The sequence below is a fragment of the Sphingobacterium kitahiroshimense genome (assembly GCF_025961315.1).
GTDB lineage: Bacteria > Bacteroidota > Bacteroidia > Sphingobacteriales > Sphingobacteriaceae > Sphingobacterium > Sphingobacterium anhuiense.
On sequence record NZ_JAOQNK010000001.1, the window covers coordinates 789,238 to 803,186 of the forward strand.

Sequence of the window (13,949 nt, forward strand, 5' to 3'; positions counted from 1 at the left end):
AGTTGGTTATTCAGGATTATCAATATAAGCACGTTGTGTCTTTTTTATCACCACAGGTTCAGGATGTGCATTCGTAAATGGATCGTAGTAGTATAAATTTGCTTCACGGTACAAGTTCAAATGTTTTTTTAATGATTCTGAAAATTGCACGTAATTTTTATTTGAACTTTTTGTCCATCCGACCTCCGCCAAAGCGGCTAATCGTGGAAAAGTTAAATAGTCCAATCGATTGGTATTGATAACTGTTTCTGTCCATAAATTACCCTGAATGCCTAAGATTTGATTTTTCTCGGTGGTCAACGAAGCGTAATTATCCGGAGAAAAATTATAAACATTTTCCAAAGGATTGTATAGCTTTCCCCATTTTCGTCCATACTTATGTGATTCTTCCTGTACAAAATCAAAATAAAGCGGTAATCTTGGTGTCAGTATTGTTTTATAGCCAGCCTTTAATATTTCTTTTAACTGTTCAGGTTTATCATGTCGCCACCACATGAATATAGTTTTCTCTTTTGATAAATCGGCATCTACCATTTCATCCCAGGCAAGCAAAGTGGCATCCATTGTTTTTAGCGAATCTGCCATGCGACGCATGAAGTAATTTTCTACCGCCTTGTTATCATTGAGATGATGTTTCTGCTTCAAATCCTGCACTTTGGTATCTGAATTCCATGCCTCACTGCCAAATGATACTTCATCTCCCCCTAGATGTATTACCGAAGAAGGAAACAGCGCTTTTGTTTCGCTCAACACCTGAGTTAAAAAAGAATACGTTATATCTTTCGCCGGATGAAAAGTAAAATCTGGGTGTTTATCATTTCCACCACCACTTAATTGGGGATAAGCTAGATTTGCCGCTGTGGCATGGCCGGGCATATCGATTTCAGGAATGACTTCGATGCTCCTTTCTTGTGCATAAGCTACAATCTCTGTAATGTCTGCCTGCGTATAATAGGCCGCGGGAGCATATGGATCAGTCTGGGAGCCAATACCACCGACCAATGTTAATAGAGGATATTTTTGGATTTCTAATCGCCAAGCGGGCTCATCAGTCAAGTGCCAGTGGAACTTATTGAGTTTATAAAATGCCATCCAATCTAAAATGGATTTCACCTTCTCCTTTCCAAAAAAGTGACGTGATTCATCTAACATAAAACCTCGCCACGGATATGCTGGTTTATCTTTGATTTCAAAAGCAGGAATAGTGATTCCAGACGCAGATTTATTTCCAAAGCCAAATGCTTGCAAAAGCGAACTGACGGCATGGGTAGCTCCTGCAGGAGAGCTTGCATAAATAATTAGCGTACTGCTCGCTGTCTTAATTTCATATTCCTCACTTTCAAGATTTTGCTTACGAACAAATTGAATTGCTGAAACCTGTTTTTTATCATGATGGATAAGTCCTGTATAACCAAATTTTGATAAAAGCTGCTTTTGAAGATACCGACCAACCGTATCAAAAGCCTCATCTCCGATTTGTATCTTACTTAATGAAGGGAAGAAATACGACCCTTCCGTCATCTGTATAAAATCTGGCTTCGGAATTAGGGATAGCTGTGCTTTCGTAACACTATAGTTAATCGTAAGCAAGACGATAAATGCTGCTGCTTTGCCCAGTTTTTTTGTGATCATAAAATTTTATTAAACCTATCACGACTACGCCTTGATTTTCTCAAGGTGTGGTCAGAAAGAACAACGTATTAATTCGATTTATAAAATTTAAATATATGCTTCTTGCTGATCATCTCAGGGAATATCGAGGATGCAAACGATTGTGCAAACAACGAAAACGTTAGCGTAATGAATTGCTTACAAAATAGCATATCGCTCTATTAGCTGGGCAACCAGATATGGAACTGCCTCCGATGCAGTACTTTCTATGGTACTGGCTCTTTTGGGTATCCGCGATGTGTTAATTTGTTTATCAACAACATATAAATCGCATGTAGGTGCTATTACATCAACTAATCCAGCAGCTGGATATACTGCCAAAGAGGTCCCGATAACAATCATTATGTCGGCCTCTCGTGCCATGTAAATGGCGGTCTCCATATTTGGAACTGCCTCACCAAACCATACTATATTAGGTCTTAATTGAGAACCTTTTTCACATAAGTCACCCATTTTGATCTCATAACCGTCAATTGGATAGATTAACTTTTTATCTTTTGATGAGCAAGCTTGATCTAATCTTCCATGCAAATGAAGTACATGATCAGAACCTGCCCGTTCATGTAGTGTATCCACATTTTGCGTCACAATCTGTACATCAAATGATTTCTGCAAAACAACTAAAGCTTGGTGTGCAGCATTCGGTTTAGCCTGCATAGCGACTTGTCGCCTCATGTTATAAAAATCTTGAACAAGTTTGGGATTACGGTACCAGCCATCAATACTAGCAACGTCATCTACATCATGGCCCTCCCACAATCCATCCGCATCTCTAAATGTCTTAATGCCACTTTCTGCTGAGATACCAGCTCCGGTAAATACAATGATTTTCTTCTTCATATCTTCATTATCTACTACCAAGTTAAGACCGAATCTTGGAAATTTGTGGGCAATTCCAATTTAATTGAGTCTTTACTGCTGATGACATTATTATTGGATGTTATAAATGCTCTTTCAAAACTCACAAAAATCTTATTCGGTATATGCAATTCTAAGGGAGATTTGGCTCTAAAAACATAACGGTTGTTTTCCAAACTAAGATTTTTATAGATCCGATAAGCCACTACCTTAGCTTTTATTTTTTCGATTCCAGTAAGTTTCTTTATATCAGTTGTATTTTGAGCTTGGCTATCCTCATAATACATGAAATGATCGGAATTTGCGAGATCTCTAATATCCAAGCGTTGCTCTACCACTTCCAGGGCAAGTGAATCGGCACGTTGCTTTTGCGCTTTACTTCCGTTTCCGTTATTACAGGAAATTAGCAGTAGTAAAAATAACAGTGGTAATAAAAATTTCATAGTCATAAAAAAAGAGGCATTTTTAATTGCCTCTTTACAAATTTATAAATTACTTTCAATAGCTCCTACGTGCTCTCGATACAATTCAATTGGTTTATCTAATAAAACAGCAATTATTGTCATGTTTTTATCGATCCGTTCTTTGGGAACATCAATATACACAATACCTGGTGTCGAGCTCCAGTATAATTTATTGAATATATCATGTCCGATCATAGAACCTTCACCTACGATGCGTATACGTGCTATGGTATTCTTAAGCCCCTTTAATGCAATAGGCCCCGTTGGAGTTCCTTCAACGAAAAGATAAAGTGTCTGCTTATCTTTAGATAGTGCACTTAATCCCGCGTAGTGTCCATCAGCAATTCCAGCTTCAGCATCATGTAAGATTTCTGCATTTTTCGTTACCCACTCTTTAATTTCGGCAGCTGTAAATTTTAAGTTTTTATCTAATATATCGCCGTCTGCACTGATCTTGTCTTTAAACAAATTGGATCCTATGGCTGTAGATTTACTAATTGTTGCAATTGCATGCGCTACTTGACTTTGGCCTGCAATTTCATAAGCAGTATAACTCACTTCTTTTCTTTCCAAATCAATAGCTGGCTTCTCATTAAAGGTAATGGCTACAACAGTTACAGCTGGATCGAAATTAGCTGTAGGTAGATTTAATTCCAGTGTATAGTCATCATACTGATAATCTATCTTATCTGGGTTTCCAACAAATTTAACTGAAGCAGGTTTGGTTTTCAGACCTTGTAAAACTAATTTATCTTTTACGTTATCCAAGTAGATGTATAATGTTTTTCCATCTTTAGAAAAAGCATTTTTATCATTCCAAAACCGAGATTGCACTCCTGCACGCGTTCCGTAGATCGCATCTTTATGTTTAGAAGTCCATCTTCCTAATTCTTTCAAGATCTGCACCTGTTCTGTAGGTATTGTCCCATCGGCTTTGGGGCCAATATCCAATAAAAGATTTCCGCCCATTGAAATACAATCTACCAAAGTACGGACGATCATGTTTGGAGTTTTATAATGATGGTCAAAATGCTGATATCCCCAAGAGTCATTCATGGTATAGCAGAGCTCCCAATAGCGTGCTTCAGGTTTTACAACCGGAATACCCTGCTCTGGAGTATCATAGTCACCATGTTGATTCAGTCTGGAATTGATAATGATATTTGGATTATACTTACGCAATTGCGTCAATGTTTCTTTTGCACGCCATTCCTGATCATTGTGTTCCCAATCGCCATCAAACCAAATTAGATCTGGCTTATATGCTTTAGACAATTCTGCTAACTGTCCCTGATAGTAATTAACAAACTTATTCCACCGATTGGCATCATCGCCTACGTTATAACGTTTTTTTATTCTCGTATTGACATCATAATCTGGATGACTCCAATCTGGTAATGAGTAATACAATCCGGTTTTAAGACCTTTCTTCTGAAGTGCCGATACAAAAGGCGTCAGAACATCCTTTTTAGCAGCAGCATCTTTCGCTGTTGTAATTGCATTATTCGATTTGCTATCCCAAAGAGATACACCATCATGATGACGTGTTGTAATGACCGAATACTTTGCTCCGGATTCCTGAATTAATTTTGCCCATTCTTCCGGTTGATATTGGTTGGCTGTAAAACCACCAAGTTGTTTCATGTAATTTTCATGACTGATATAGTTATTGAAAAAAGCCCAAGATTCAGAAACCCCCTTAACCGAATAAATTCCCCAATGGATAAAAATGCCTAATTTTGCATCTTCAAACCATTCCATTTTTTTTACGTCCTCATTCTTGTTTTTAGTTTCTTGTGCAAAAACGTTGTAGCTAGAAAGCGCTAAAAACAACACTGCTAATATTGACTTCTTCCGAATCATAGTTACTTATTGAAATATCAGGTTTTAAAAAGGTGAAAAGTAAGAATTTATTCGTTCAATTCAAACTTAAAGTCGGTTTTTTGGCTTAATAATTTATCTTTGTACTGATGATTGAATTATACACGGATGGTGCTTCGAGCGGTAATCCAGGACCAGGTGGCTACGGTACGATATTAAGGACAGTTTATACGGGTGATAATGAAGCGTATAAAGGTAAACTGATTGAGAAAGAGTTTTCTGGTGGTTATCGTAAGACCACTAATAATCGCATGGAGCTGATGGCGGTAATAGTTGGTCTAGAAGCTTTAAAAAATCTCAACCAAAAGGTTACAGTCTATTCAGATTCCAAATATGTTATAGATTCCATCGACAAGAAATGGGTATATGGTTGGATTCAAAAAGGATTTGCAGGAAAGAAAAATAAAGATCTTTGGATAAGATTGATGCAGGTATACAAACTACATCAGGTTAAATTAGTATGGGTAAAAGGGCATGCTGGCCATCCTTTAAATGAGCGGTGTGACCAGTTGGCTGTAAAAGCTTCGAAAGATCAATCTTCTTGGAAGATTGATTCAGTATATGAAATGGAAGAAGCTAAAGCTCAGCTATAAAATTTTTAAAGAATATGGTATAAAAAAGGCCAGGAATAATTTCCTGGCCTTTTTATGTGATTACGTATTATTTACGCAACATCCTCTTTAGCGGCTAGATAACGCTCTGCTTCTAAAGCAGCCATACAACCAGTTCCTGCAGCTGTAATTGCTTGGCGGTATACATTATCCTGTACATCTCCACAAGCAAATACACCTGGAATATTCGTTGCCGTCGTATTTGGCTGTGTAATTAAATAACCTGTTTCATCCATATCTAAGATACCGTTGAAAAGTTCTGTATTTGGCTTGTGTCCAATAGCAACAAAAAATCCTGTTACATCCAATACTTTTTCAGATTGATCTTTGTTATTTAAAACACGAACACCTGTTACCACTTGACCGTCACCTAAGATTTCCTTGGTTTCCGAATTGTAATGTACTTCGATATTTGGTGTATTCATCACGCGGTGAACCATTGCTTTAGAAGCTCTAAATTCATCACGACGCACCAACATATGTACTTTAGAACATAATTTTGCTAAATAGGTAGCCTCTTCAGCTGCCGTATCACCAGCACCTACAATCGCTACTTCTTGGTTTTTAAAGAAAAAACCGTCACATACTGCACATGCAGATACACCAAAACCATTATACTTTTGTTCGCTATCAAGTCCTAGCCATTTTGCTGTTGCACCTGTAGCGATGATTACTGTATCTGCAGTAACAGTTTTAATTCCGTCGATTTCAACCTGATGTACCGGACCAGAAAAATCAACTTTAGTTGCATATCCGAAACGGACATCAGTACCAAAACGTTCTGCTTGCATACGTAGATCTTCCATCATGATCGGTCCTGTAATCCCCTTTGGGTATCCAGGAAAGTTATCCACTTCTGTTGTCTGCGTCAACTGACCGCCCGGTACCATCCCTGTATAGATAACAGGTTTCATATCAGCACGGGCTGCATAAATCGCTGCTGTATATCCTGCGGGTCCTGAACCAATTATTAAACACTGTAGGTGTTCTATTTCTTGAGACATAATATTATTTTATAAAATATTGTTTTCTAATTAACGAGTACTATGACCTAACCAAATTTATTTTTTAGACTTGCTAACATATCATTTGTGATCGCTGTTGCTTGGCTTTTATTTTCTTGCTTTTGAAATTCTTTTTTAGCTTGCTTCTTATCTTCAGCCGCGTGAATGGGTTCTGTTGATTTTGCTGCTTTTTTAGCTGAGCGATGACGGTTCCAGATTATTTCTAAACATTTCTTAGTATAAAGTGGGAAGTCGCCATTTTGCATCCACGCATAGTAACTTGGTTCTACATCAAAAACCTCTGTAACCGGACGTCCTTTATGTTTTCCAAAATTGATGACCTCTACTCCATCTTCATTGTACACAATACGTCCTGCAAAATCCACTGGTTTTGTCATATTTGTAAAATCTGACAATGCTTCGACGTCATTTACAACAGGTACAGATTGTTTACCATGCTTATCTTCATACACAGCACCTTCATACTTGGTTAACTGTGCTTTCAAAACTTCATATGTAGCTCTTACGTCTGCTTCTGCACTATGTGCATTCTCCAGGCTTTCGTTGCAATAAAATTTATAAGCGGCTTTCAAAGTACGTTGTTCCATTTGATGAAAAATATTCTGTACATCAACAAAAACACGATTTTCCAACGAAAAATCAGCTCCTGAACGTAGGAATTCTTCCATTAGCATAGGGATATCAAATTTATTGGAGTTATAACCCGCTAAATCTGCGTCACCAATAAAATCTGCTACTTCTTGACTAATCGCTTGAAATGTTGGCGCGTCTATAATATCTTCGTCATAGATACCATGGAACATGGATGATTCTGCAGGAATAGGCATAAGCGGGTTTATCCGCTTCGTATATACTTGCTCCTCAGCATTAGGCAACACCTTTAATATTGATATTTCAACAATTCTATCTGCTGAGATATTGATTCCTGTAGTCTCTAAATCAAAGAATGCTAAAGGTTTCTTGAGTTTCAATTCCATTACGAATTTTATTTATTAAATTGTTCCATACATCATTGTATACAACAAAAATACAAAGTATGAATGATTTATTATTTATTGTCAGCCTTTAATTACAATTCAGAGACTAATTCTAGGGTTTTCATTTTTCCAACCACAATTTTAATCATCTTACTATAGTCAAAATACTGAATAGCGATTTCCTTTACTTTTTCAGGAGTCATCGCATTGATTTCATTCATATAATGGTCATAGTAAGTCAAATCCATGTTAGCAAGTAGCACATTTTTAAACTTATCTGCATGTGAAAAAATACTCTCTAAAGAACCTAGCATAGATCCTGAGAGGTAATTTTTCACTAAGTCCAATTCCTCTACAGTCGCTAATTCTGTTCTTAAAATTTCAATTTCTTTTTCGATTTCCGTCAATGTCGCATCGGTTACATCTACACCAACCTCTGTCGCAATAGTCAGAAAACCTCCATATTTTAAAGAACCCACAGCTGAACCGATACTGTAAGTATAGCCTTTTTCTTCTCGAATGTTACGCATGAGCCTTGACCCGAAAAAACCGCCCAGTAACGTATTTACAAATTGCAAAGCGGGATAATCCACATGGTTACGATTTATATTCGGCATACCGATACGTATGGCAGATTGCAATGCCTCTGCTCTTTCGTCATAAATCAATTGTCCTGTATCTGCAGTTAAATTCGGTTCGGTCAATGGTACCTCATCTGTAGCCAGCCATTGATCACCAAAATATAAGCTAAGCTCTTGGAGCAAAGATTCAGATACATTACCGGAAATAATTAAACGACAATTAGATGGAGTAAATTGCTTATGGTATAAATCGATTAAAGCATCTCTAGAAATCAAATCATATTCTTCTAAAGAGGGCGTTTTTCCATAACGGTTTCCAGAACCGAAAACATGATTATAATAGGTTCTTCTCGCTAAATAATCGTTTTTCTGAAGAGAAACCTGAAGCTTTTGCTTATTGTTTCTGAGATAGGTATCCAGTTCCTTCTGCGGTAAAACTGATTCTGTTAAAATCTCCTTGATCAAAGGTAATAACACATTACTATGTTTATTTAATGTGTACAATGTCAGCGAAGTGATATCAAATCCGTATTCTGGCATTAGAAAAGCCCCATAGAAGTCGACTTTATCCGCAATCTCAGCGCTGTTATAGTTTTTTGTTCCTTCCTTTAACAAAGCACTTAGGGCACTATTTAGGAGCGGATTTTCATCTTCATTGAAGACATTATTAAAAATCCACTCAATGCGTACCAATTCTTGATCAGGCGAATGAAAGACATAAACAGGAATTCCATTGTTGAAAGCAAGTACTTTTGGGCTTTTTAAATGAATATCACCAATCGGTTTGGCTTCAGGTGCTACTGCTCTATTCAGCATTTGCCACCTCCTTTGATTTATAATACAATATAGATGCGTTTTCTTTTCTAAATATTTCGTTTGCCTGTTGCTGTATATGTTCTGATTGAACGGCTAAATACTTGGCTGTTTCATTGTTTAATTCATTGGCGTCACCAAGTAGCTCATAATATGCTAGATTCATGGCTTTATCCAAGATCGACAATTCGGCAAATACATGTGTAGACTCAATCTTATTCTTCACTTTTTCAAGCTCTTCTGCCGGAACAGGTGTAGACTTTAAGATATCCAGTTCTTTCCAGATGGCTTCCTCTGCTTGTTCCAGACTAATGCCGTCTGATGGTTTTCCCTCAATTAAGAATAAATTGGGGTCGATACTTCCCATCACATAGGCATTGATCTCACTGAATAGTTCCTGTTCTTTTACCAAACGACGGTATAGACGAGAAGATGATCCTCGAGAGAGTAGATCTGATACTAAGTCCATTGCATGGTAGTTTTCATCCATCCGTGCAGGTGCATGAAAAGATATAAACAAACTATCAAGTGGTACATCAGCCTCTACCACTTCCCTACGCTCTGCTATTTGTTTTGGTTCTTGAGGTAAATTTCTCATGTATTTATTTCCTGCAGGAATATCTGCGAACCATTTTTCTACCAGTGTTTTGATCTCCTCAAACTTAACATCACCTGCAATGACCATAATGGCATTCTGTGGTGTATAATGCTTCTTGAAAAATGCTTTTACATCTTCCATTTTTGCATCTTCAATATGTTTAAGTTCTTTACCGATCGTTGCCCAGCGATACGGATGTACTTGGTAAGCTAAGGGTCTTAATTTCAACCATACATCACCGTAGGGTTGATTGAGGTAACGCTGCTTAAACTCCTCACATACAACACTTCTTTGTGTTTCCAAACTTTGTTCAGAGAAGGAAAGGCTCAGCATACGATCTGATTCCAGCCACAATGCCGTTTCTAGATTTGAAGAAGGTAGCGTGATGTAGTAATTGGTAATATCGTTACTTGTAAAAGCATTGTTTTCACCGCCCACACGTTGCAAAGGTGTATCATAGTCAGGAATATTGACTGATCCACCAAACATCAAGTGTTCAAATAAATGTGCAAATCCCGTTTGGTCTGGAGATTCATCCCGCGCACCGACATCATACAGTATATTGACACAGGCCATTGCTGTGTTATTGTCTTCATGAACAAGTACGCGAAGACCATTTTCTAGTTCAAATTTCTGATAAGAAACCATTCAGGTTATTTAAATTAATTTATTGTATCCAATTGATATCTTTTCTCAAAAGAGAAAGTGTTTTGGCTTCTTCCGAGCCTTCTTCTGGTTGAAAATCATAGGCCCAATTTGCCTGTGGCGGTAAACTCATTAAAATGGATTCGATACGTCCATTGGTTTCAAGACCAAATTTCGTTCCTGAATCCCAAACAAGATTAAATTCAACATATCTTCCTCTACGGAGGTATTGCCAGTTTTTATGGTGTTCTGTATAGTCTTTATGGCGATTTTTGTTTACCAGCTCGGTATATGTTGGTGCAAATGTACGTCCAAGGTCACATGAGAACTGAAAAATTTCCTCAAATGACAGACCTGTTTTTTCAGGTGTTAGTTTATCATAGAAAACCCCACCTATACCACGTGTTTCTTCACGATGGCGTACATAGAAGTAGTCATCTGCCCATTTTTTGAAATCTTTGTAAAAATCTTGGTGATGGATATCGCATACGTTTTTCAACTGTTGATGAAAAAATTGTGCATCTTCTTCAATAACATAGTGCGGTGTAAGATCAATGCCTCCGCCAAACCACCGAATTTCATCATTCAATTCGAAATAACGGATGTTCATGTGGCTAATAGGAACGAATGGATTGTTTGGATGAATAACAATTGATACACCTGTAGCGAAAAATTCATCTTCATCGACACCAAATGATTTCTTGATCATTTCCGGCAATTTTCCATGCACAGCAGAGAAATTCACCCCACCTTTTTCAATGATATTGCCATGCTGCATAATCCTTGTACGGCCACCGCCGCCGCCATCACGTTCCCAAATTTCTTCTTCAAATTTAGCGGTACCATCAAGCTTTTCAAGTGCTTGACATATTTCGTCCTGAATTGTTTTATAAGTTTCAGCGATTTTTAATCTATCGATCATCTTGAATTAACTTAATTTTTCAGCCAGTTGGCTTATGATTGTTGCAGCAGATTTATGCTGATATAAGATTTGGTAAACGGCTTCACAGATAGGTAAGGCGATCTGATGCTTACGCATATAATGCTGTATACATGCAGAAGCATAGTAACCTTCTGCTACCATATTCATCTCGAGCTGGGCAGACTGTACACTATAGCCTTTTCCGATCATCGCCCCAAAAGTTCTGTTTCTACTGAACTGCGAATATGCTGTTACCAAAAGATCGCCTAAATACGCCGATTTATTTATATCGCGAAGCGGATTTGGATCAATGGTCTCGACATACGTTTCCATCTCACGGATTGCATTTGAGATTAAAACCGCCTGAAAATTATCACCATAGCCTAATGAATGACATATTCCTCCGGCCAATGCATAAATATTTTTCAATACAGCACCATACTCAATCCCATACACATCGTCCGAAATGATTGTTTTTATATACCGGCATTCCAGTAAAGATGCTACTAACTTCGCATTTTCTTCAGATTTGGAACCAAAAGTCAAATAAGATAGTTTCTCCAAAGACACTTCTTCTGCATGACATGGTCCACCGACAACTAAAATATTCTCCAAAGAGACATCGTATACCTCCTGTAAATAATCGCCAATGATCAGATTTTCATCTGGTACGATACCTTTTATGGCAGAAACAATAATTTTTCCTTCCAGATCTGCTTTTGTCACATCCTTTAAGGCTGCTTTCAAGTAAGCGGCAGGTGTATTCAAAATAATAATATTTGATACCTGAATTACTTCTCTTGCATTTGTTGAAATATGATCTGTATCCAGTTTTACTTCAACAGCACTTAAATAACTTGGATTTTTTTTATGCTTTTTGATATAGTCAACATCTTCTTGTTTACGGACCCACCAATGTATATCCTTTTCAACGACGTTGTCACCCAGCATTTTAATCATTGCTGTAGCCCAACTACCACTACCAATAAGCCCTACTCTATTTTTTTGCATTAAATTTTGTTACTAGACAGTTTGAGCAAATATACTTAATTATATAATAATTAACATTCACCTGTATCCTAACTTGGTATATTATGCCTTAAAATAGGTCATTTTTGACGAAATTCCAACAGACTCATGAAAACATGTCATTTGGCGATCATGATGGCTTATACAAATATTCATTTAAATCGTAATGTGATAGATGAATATTATTAAAAGAATAAATGACCAAATTTTAAAGCATACCTATATGTACCTATATTTGTACTGAGTACGGACTCTACAAATAGGCATATCACTATAACTACTCGCTAATACCAAAATGGAACACATTAACTTTTCGAAAAACTGGAATAATAAATTGGACTGCGAGGCATTTACAACATTACGGATGCCCAATGAACGGTATAAGACTGGGCAAGTATTTGAGATTACATTAAATGAAGAAAGTAAAGGTTGCGCCACTCTTGTGGCAATCAAATACATCAATCTAGAAGATATCACTGAATACATCGCTCGGTTAGACACCGGCTGCAGTGCCGAAGATTGTAAAAACCTTATACGCGATATTTATCCTAAAGCTGATTTTACACAACAACGACTTGCATATCTTTTATTTGTAAAGTCTAAGGATAATTAAAATACTGTGTATAATATTTAAATTAAGATCTGCCTTACACTTAAGGGCAATTATAGTTACAGTAGTATTGATTATGATTTACTCTTGAATGTTGCTCAATCCATTCATATACACTGACATATTATCGATCTCGCACAAGAAATAATTATTATTTGTTGTAAAGAACCGATATTTATGTTTAATATAAGGTGTAATTATAATTGTATTATAAGACAAATATATCTAAGTTTGACAGGAATATTCAGTTCTAACAGCGTTTTGGCTTGGGCACGAATAATAAAATATAGAAAATTTTAAGGTAACATATTTATAAGATGAGCAATAATGATATCATGAAAAAGCTTCGAGTAGCTTTAAAATTCACGGACGACGACATTATTAATGTATTAGCGTTAGTCGATTTTAGGGCAACAAAAACGGAATTAAGTGCCATATTCCGTAAAGAAGATCATCCAAATTTCAAACCTTGCGGAGACCAGTTACTTCGGAACTTCTTAAATGGATTAATTATCTATAACCGTGGCCCTCGAACTAAAAATAATGATCAGAAGGCATAATATAATCTTTAACGTATAAATAAAAGCAAAATAGTGTCGAAAGCATCACCTTCCGACACTATTTTAGTATAAGCTTAACGATTATAATCGCTCTAAACCTACAGTTCCATAAATACGCTCCATAACCACTACACCTTCGGGGCTCGTTACTTCAAAGGCATCATTGTCCGCTTTTGACCATCCCCCTACTACTTTATCTTTGTTATCGTATAACGTTGCACCATAAATTGTAAGTTTACTTCCTCCTTTAAAAGTTAATGTCTTAAGATCAAAAGTACTTACTTTTGAACTATCGCCTTTTACCATCAGCGTTGCTTCCCTTATTACATTTATACCTATTTCTCCTTCAGTAACTGCATATTTTATTTTTACCGAAGCAACTTTTGTAAGATCTACCTTTGATCCAGCTGATTTTTCATGGACTGTACTATCTGTAAATACTAATCTTACAGATGTGATTGCATTTGTGGGAGGAGTCAATTCGTCAGCATCATTTTTACTACAAGCTGTAATTCCTATTGCTATTGTTAAGACTAATAATAATTGACCGAGCATCTTTCTTGTTTTCATATTCTTTATATTTATGTATTAATTTTATTTAAGACAAAATTACATGCAACTCCAAAGAAGGAATACCAGCATACCGTTATAAAATATCAACTGAAGACCAATTTTCACTTAATTTATGATTCTGTCCAAAAACG

General features: G+C 36.7%; 14 protein-coding genes. 3 read left to right on the forward strand and 11 right to left on the reverse strand.

Features of this window, described 5'->3' with window-relative positions; all coding sequences use genetic code 11:
• Positions 1-6: 6 nt before the first annotated feature.
• The 4 genes from M2265_RS03525 to M2265_RS03540 all read right to left on the reverse strand — a co-directional run bounded on the left by M2265_RS03525 (position 7) and on the right by M2265_RS03540 (position 4,856).
• The gene (locus M2265_RS03525; protein ID WP_132767761.1) at positions 7-1,632 is read right to left on the reverse strand and encodes a beta-N-acetylhexosaminidase; all 1,626 of its coding nucleotides are present in this window, start codon (positions 1,630-1,632) and stop codon (positions 7-9) included.
• Positions 1,633-1,809: 177 nt separating this feature from the next.
• Complete coding sequence (locus tag M2265_RS03530; protein WP_132767759.1) at positions 1,810-2,511, reverse strand: SIR2 family NAD-dependent protein deacylase; 702 nt, start codon at positions 2,509-2,511, stop codon at positions 1,810-1,812.
• A gap of 14 nt (positions 2,512-2,525) precedes the next feature.
• On the reverse strand, positions 2,526-2,972 hold the full coding sequence (locus tag M2265_RS03535; protein WP_132767757.1) for a hypothetical protein: 447 nt from the start codon (positions 2,970-2,972) through the stop codon (positions 2,526-2,528).
• Between the two features lie 42 nt (positions 2,973-3,014).
• Positions 3,015-4,856 (reverse strand): alpha-L-fucosidase, encoded by a 1,842-nt coding sequence (locus M2265_RS03540; RefSeq protein WP_132767755.1) that lies wholly within the window; start codon positions 4,854-4,856, stop codon positions 3,015-3,017.
• 107 nt (positions 4,857-4,963) lie between these two features.
• On the opposite strand from M2265_RS03540, the gene rnhA reads away from it, so the two are divergent.
• Positions 4,964-5,467, forward strand: coding sequence for a ribonuclease HI (gene rnhA, locus M2265_RS03545; protein WP_021190302.1), 504 nt, complete (start codon positions 4,964-4,966; stop codon positions 5,465-5,467).
• Between the two features lie 71 nt (positions 5,468-5,538).
• Here the strand turns inward: rnhA and trxB are convergent, their stop codons facing one another.
• The 6 genes from trxB to M2265_RS03575 all read right to left on the reverse strand — a co-directional run bounded on the left by trxB (position 5,539) and on the right by M2265_RS03575 (position 12,057).
• Entirely contained in the window at positions 5,539-6,489 is a 951-nt protein-coding gene (gene trxB, locus M2265_RS03550) for a thioredoxin-disulfide reductase (protein ID WP_021190301.1), read from the reverse strand.
• A gap of 47 nt (positions 6,490-6,536) precedes the next feature.
• The gene (locus M2265_RS03555) at positions 6,537-7,487 is read right to left on the reverse strand and encodes a 3'-5' exonuclease (protein WP_021190300.1); all 951 of its coding nucleotides are present in this window, start codon (positions 7,485-7,487) and stop codon (positions 6,537-6,539) included.
• Between the two features lie 92 nt (positions 7,488-7,579).
• On the reverse strand, positions 7,580-8,884 hold the full coding sequence (locus M2265_RS03560) for a M16 family metallopeptidase (protein ID WP_132767753.1): 1,305 nt from the start codon (positions 8,882-8,884) through the stop codon (positions 7,580-7,582).
• Entirely contained in the window at positions 8,874-10,127 is a 1,254-nt protein-coding gene (locus M2265_RS03565; protein ID WP_132767751.1) for a M16 family metallopeptidase, read from the reverse strand. The genes M2265_RS03560 and M2265_RS03565 overlap by 11 nt, the downstream gene beginning before the upstream one ends.
• 19 nt (positions 10,128-10,146) lie before the next feature.
• Positions 10,147-11,046 (reverse strand): oxygen-dependent coproporphyrinogen oxidase, encoded by a 900-nt coding sequence (hemF, locus tag M2265_RS03570; RefSeq protein ID WP_132767749.1) that lies wholly within the window; start codon positions 11,044-11,046, stop codon positions 10,147-10,149.
• 6 nt (positions 11,047-11,052) lie between these two features.
• A complete protein-coding gene (locus M2265_RS03575) occupies positions 11,053-12,057 on the reverse strand; it encodes an NAD(P)H-dependent glycerol-3-phosphate dehydrogenase (protein WP_132767747.1) in 1,005 nt (334 codons plus the stop codon).
• Positions 12,058-12,370: 313 nt separating this feature from the next.
• On the opposite strand from M2265_RS03575, the gene M2265_RS03580 reads away from it, so the two are divergent.
• Both M2265_RS03580 and M2265_RS03585 read left to right on the forward strand, forming a co-directional pair.
• A complete protein-coding gene (locus M2265_RS03580; RefSeq protein ID WP_132767745.1) occupies positions 12,371-12,688 on the forward strand; it encodes a hypothetical protein in 318 nt (105 codons plus the stop codon).
• 332 nt (positions 12,689-13,020) lie between these two features.
• The gene (locus tag M2265_RS03585; RefSeq protein WP_232789260.1) at positions 13,021-13,245 is read left to right on the forward strand and encodes a DUF1456 family protein; all 225 of its coding nucleotides are present in this window, start codon (positions 13,021-13,023) and stop codon (positions 13,243-13,245) included.
• An 81-nt stretch (positions 13,246-13,326) separates the two neighbouring features.
• On the opposite strand, the gene M2265_RS03590 is transcribed toward M2265_RS03585, so the two are convergent.
• On the reverse strand, positions 13,327-13,815 hold the full coding sequence (locus M2265_RS03590; RefSeq protein ID WP_132767743.1) for a hypothetical protein: 489 nt from the start codon (positions 13,813-13,815) through the stop codon (positions 13,327-13,329).
• Positions 13,816-13,949: the final 134 nt, after the last annotated feature.

Bases quoted from the DNA above. Each gene is read 5' to 3' on its own strand.
- M2265_RS03565 (WP_132767751.1), bottom strand. From the start codon at position 10,127: ATGGTTTCTTATCAGAAATTTGAACTAGAAAATGGTCTTCGCGTACTT.
- hemF (WP_132767749.1), bottom strand. From the start codon at position 11,046: ATGATCGATAGATTAAAAATCGCTGAAACTTATAAAACAATTCAGGAC.
- M2265_RS03590 (WP_132767743.1), bottom strand. From the start codon at position 13,815: ATGAAAACAAGAAAGATGCTCGGTCAATTATTATTAGTCTTAACAATA.
- trxB (WP_021190301.1), bottom strand. From the start codon at position 6,489: ATGTCTCAAGAAATAGAACACCTACAGTGTTTAATAATTGGTTCAGGA.
- M2265_RS03535 (WP_132767757.1), bottom strand. From the start codon at position 2,972: ATGAAATTTTTATTACCACTGTTATTTTTACTACTGCTAATTTCCTGT.
- rnhA (WP_021190302.1), top strand. From the start codon at position 4,964: ATGATTGAATTATACACGGATGGTGCTTCGAGCGGTAATCCAGGACCA.
- M2265_RS03580 (WP_132767745.1), top strand. From the start codon at position 12,371: ATGGAACACATTAACTTTTCGAAAAACTGGAATAATAAATTGGACTGC.
- M2265_RS03575 (WP_132767747.1), bottom strand. From the start codon at position 12,057: ATGCAAAAAAATAGAGTAGGGCTTATTGGTAGTGGTAGTTGGGCTACA.
- M2265_RS03525 (WP_132767761.1), bottom strand. From the start codon at position 1,632: ATGATCACAAAAAAACTGGGCAAAGCAGCAGCATTTATCGTCTTGCTT.
- M2265_RS03540 (WP_132767755.1), bottom strand. From the start codon at position 4,856: ATGATTCGGAAGAAGTCAATATTAGCAGTGTTGTTTTTAGCGCTTTCT.
- M2265_RS03560 (WP_132767753.1), bottom strand. From the start codon at position 8,884: ATGCTGAATAGAGCAGTAGCACCTGAAGCCAAACCGATTGGTGATATT.
- M2265_RS03555 (WP_021190300.1), bottom strand. From the start codon at position 7,487: ATGGAATTGAAACTCAAGAAACCTTTAGCATTCTTTGATTTAGAGACT.
- M2265_RS03585 (WP_232789260.1), top strand. From the start codon at position 13,021: ATGAAAAAGCTTCGAGTAGCTTTAAAATTCACGGACGACGACATTATT.
- M2265_RS03530 (WP_132767759.1), bottom strand. From the start codon at position 2,511: ATGAAGAAGAAAATCATTGTATTTACCGGAGCTGGTATCTCAGCAGAA.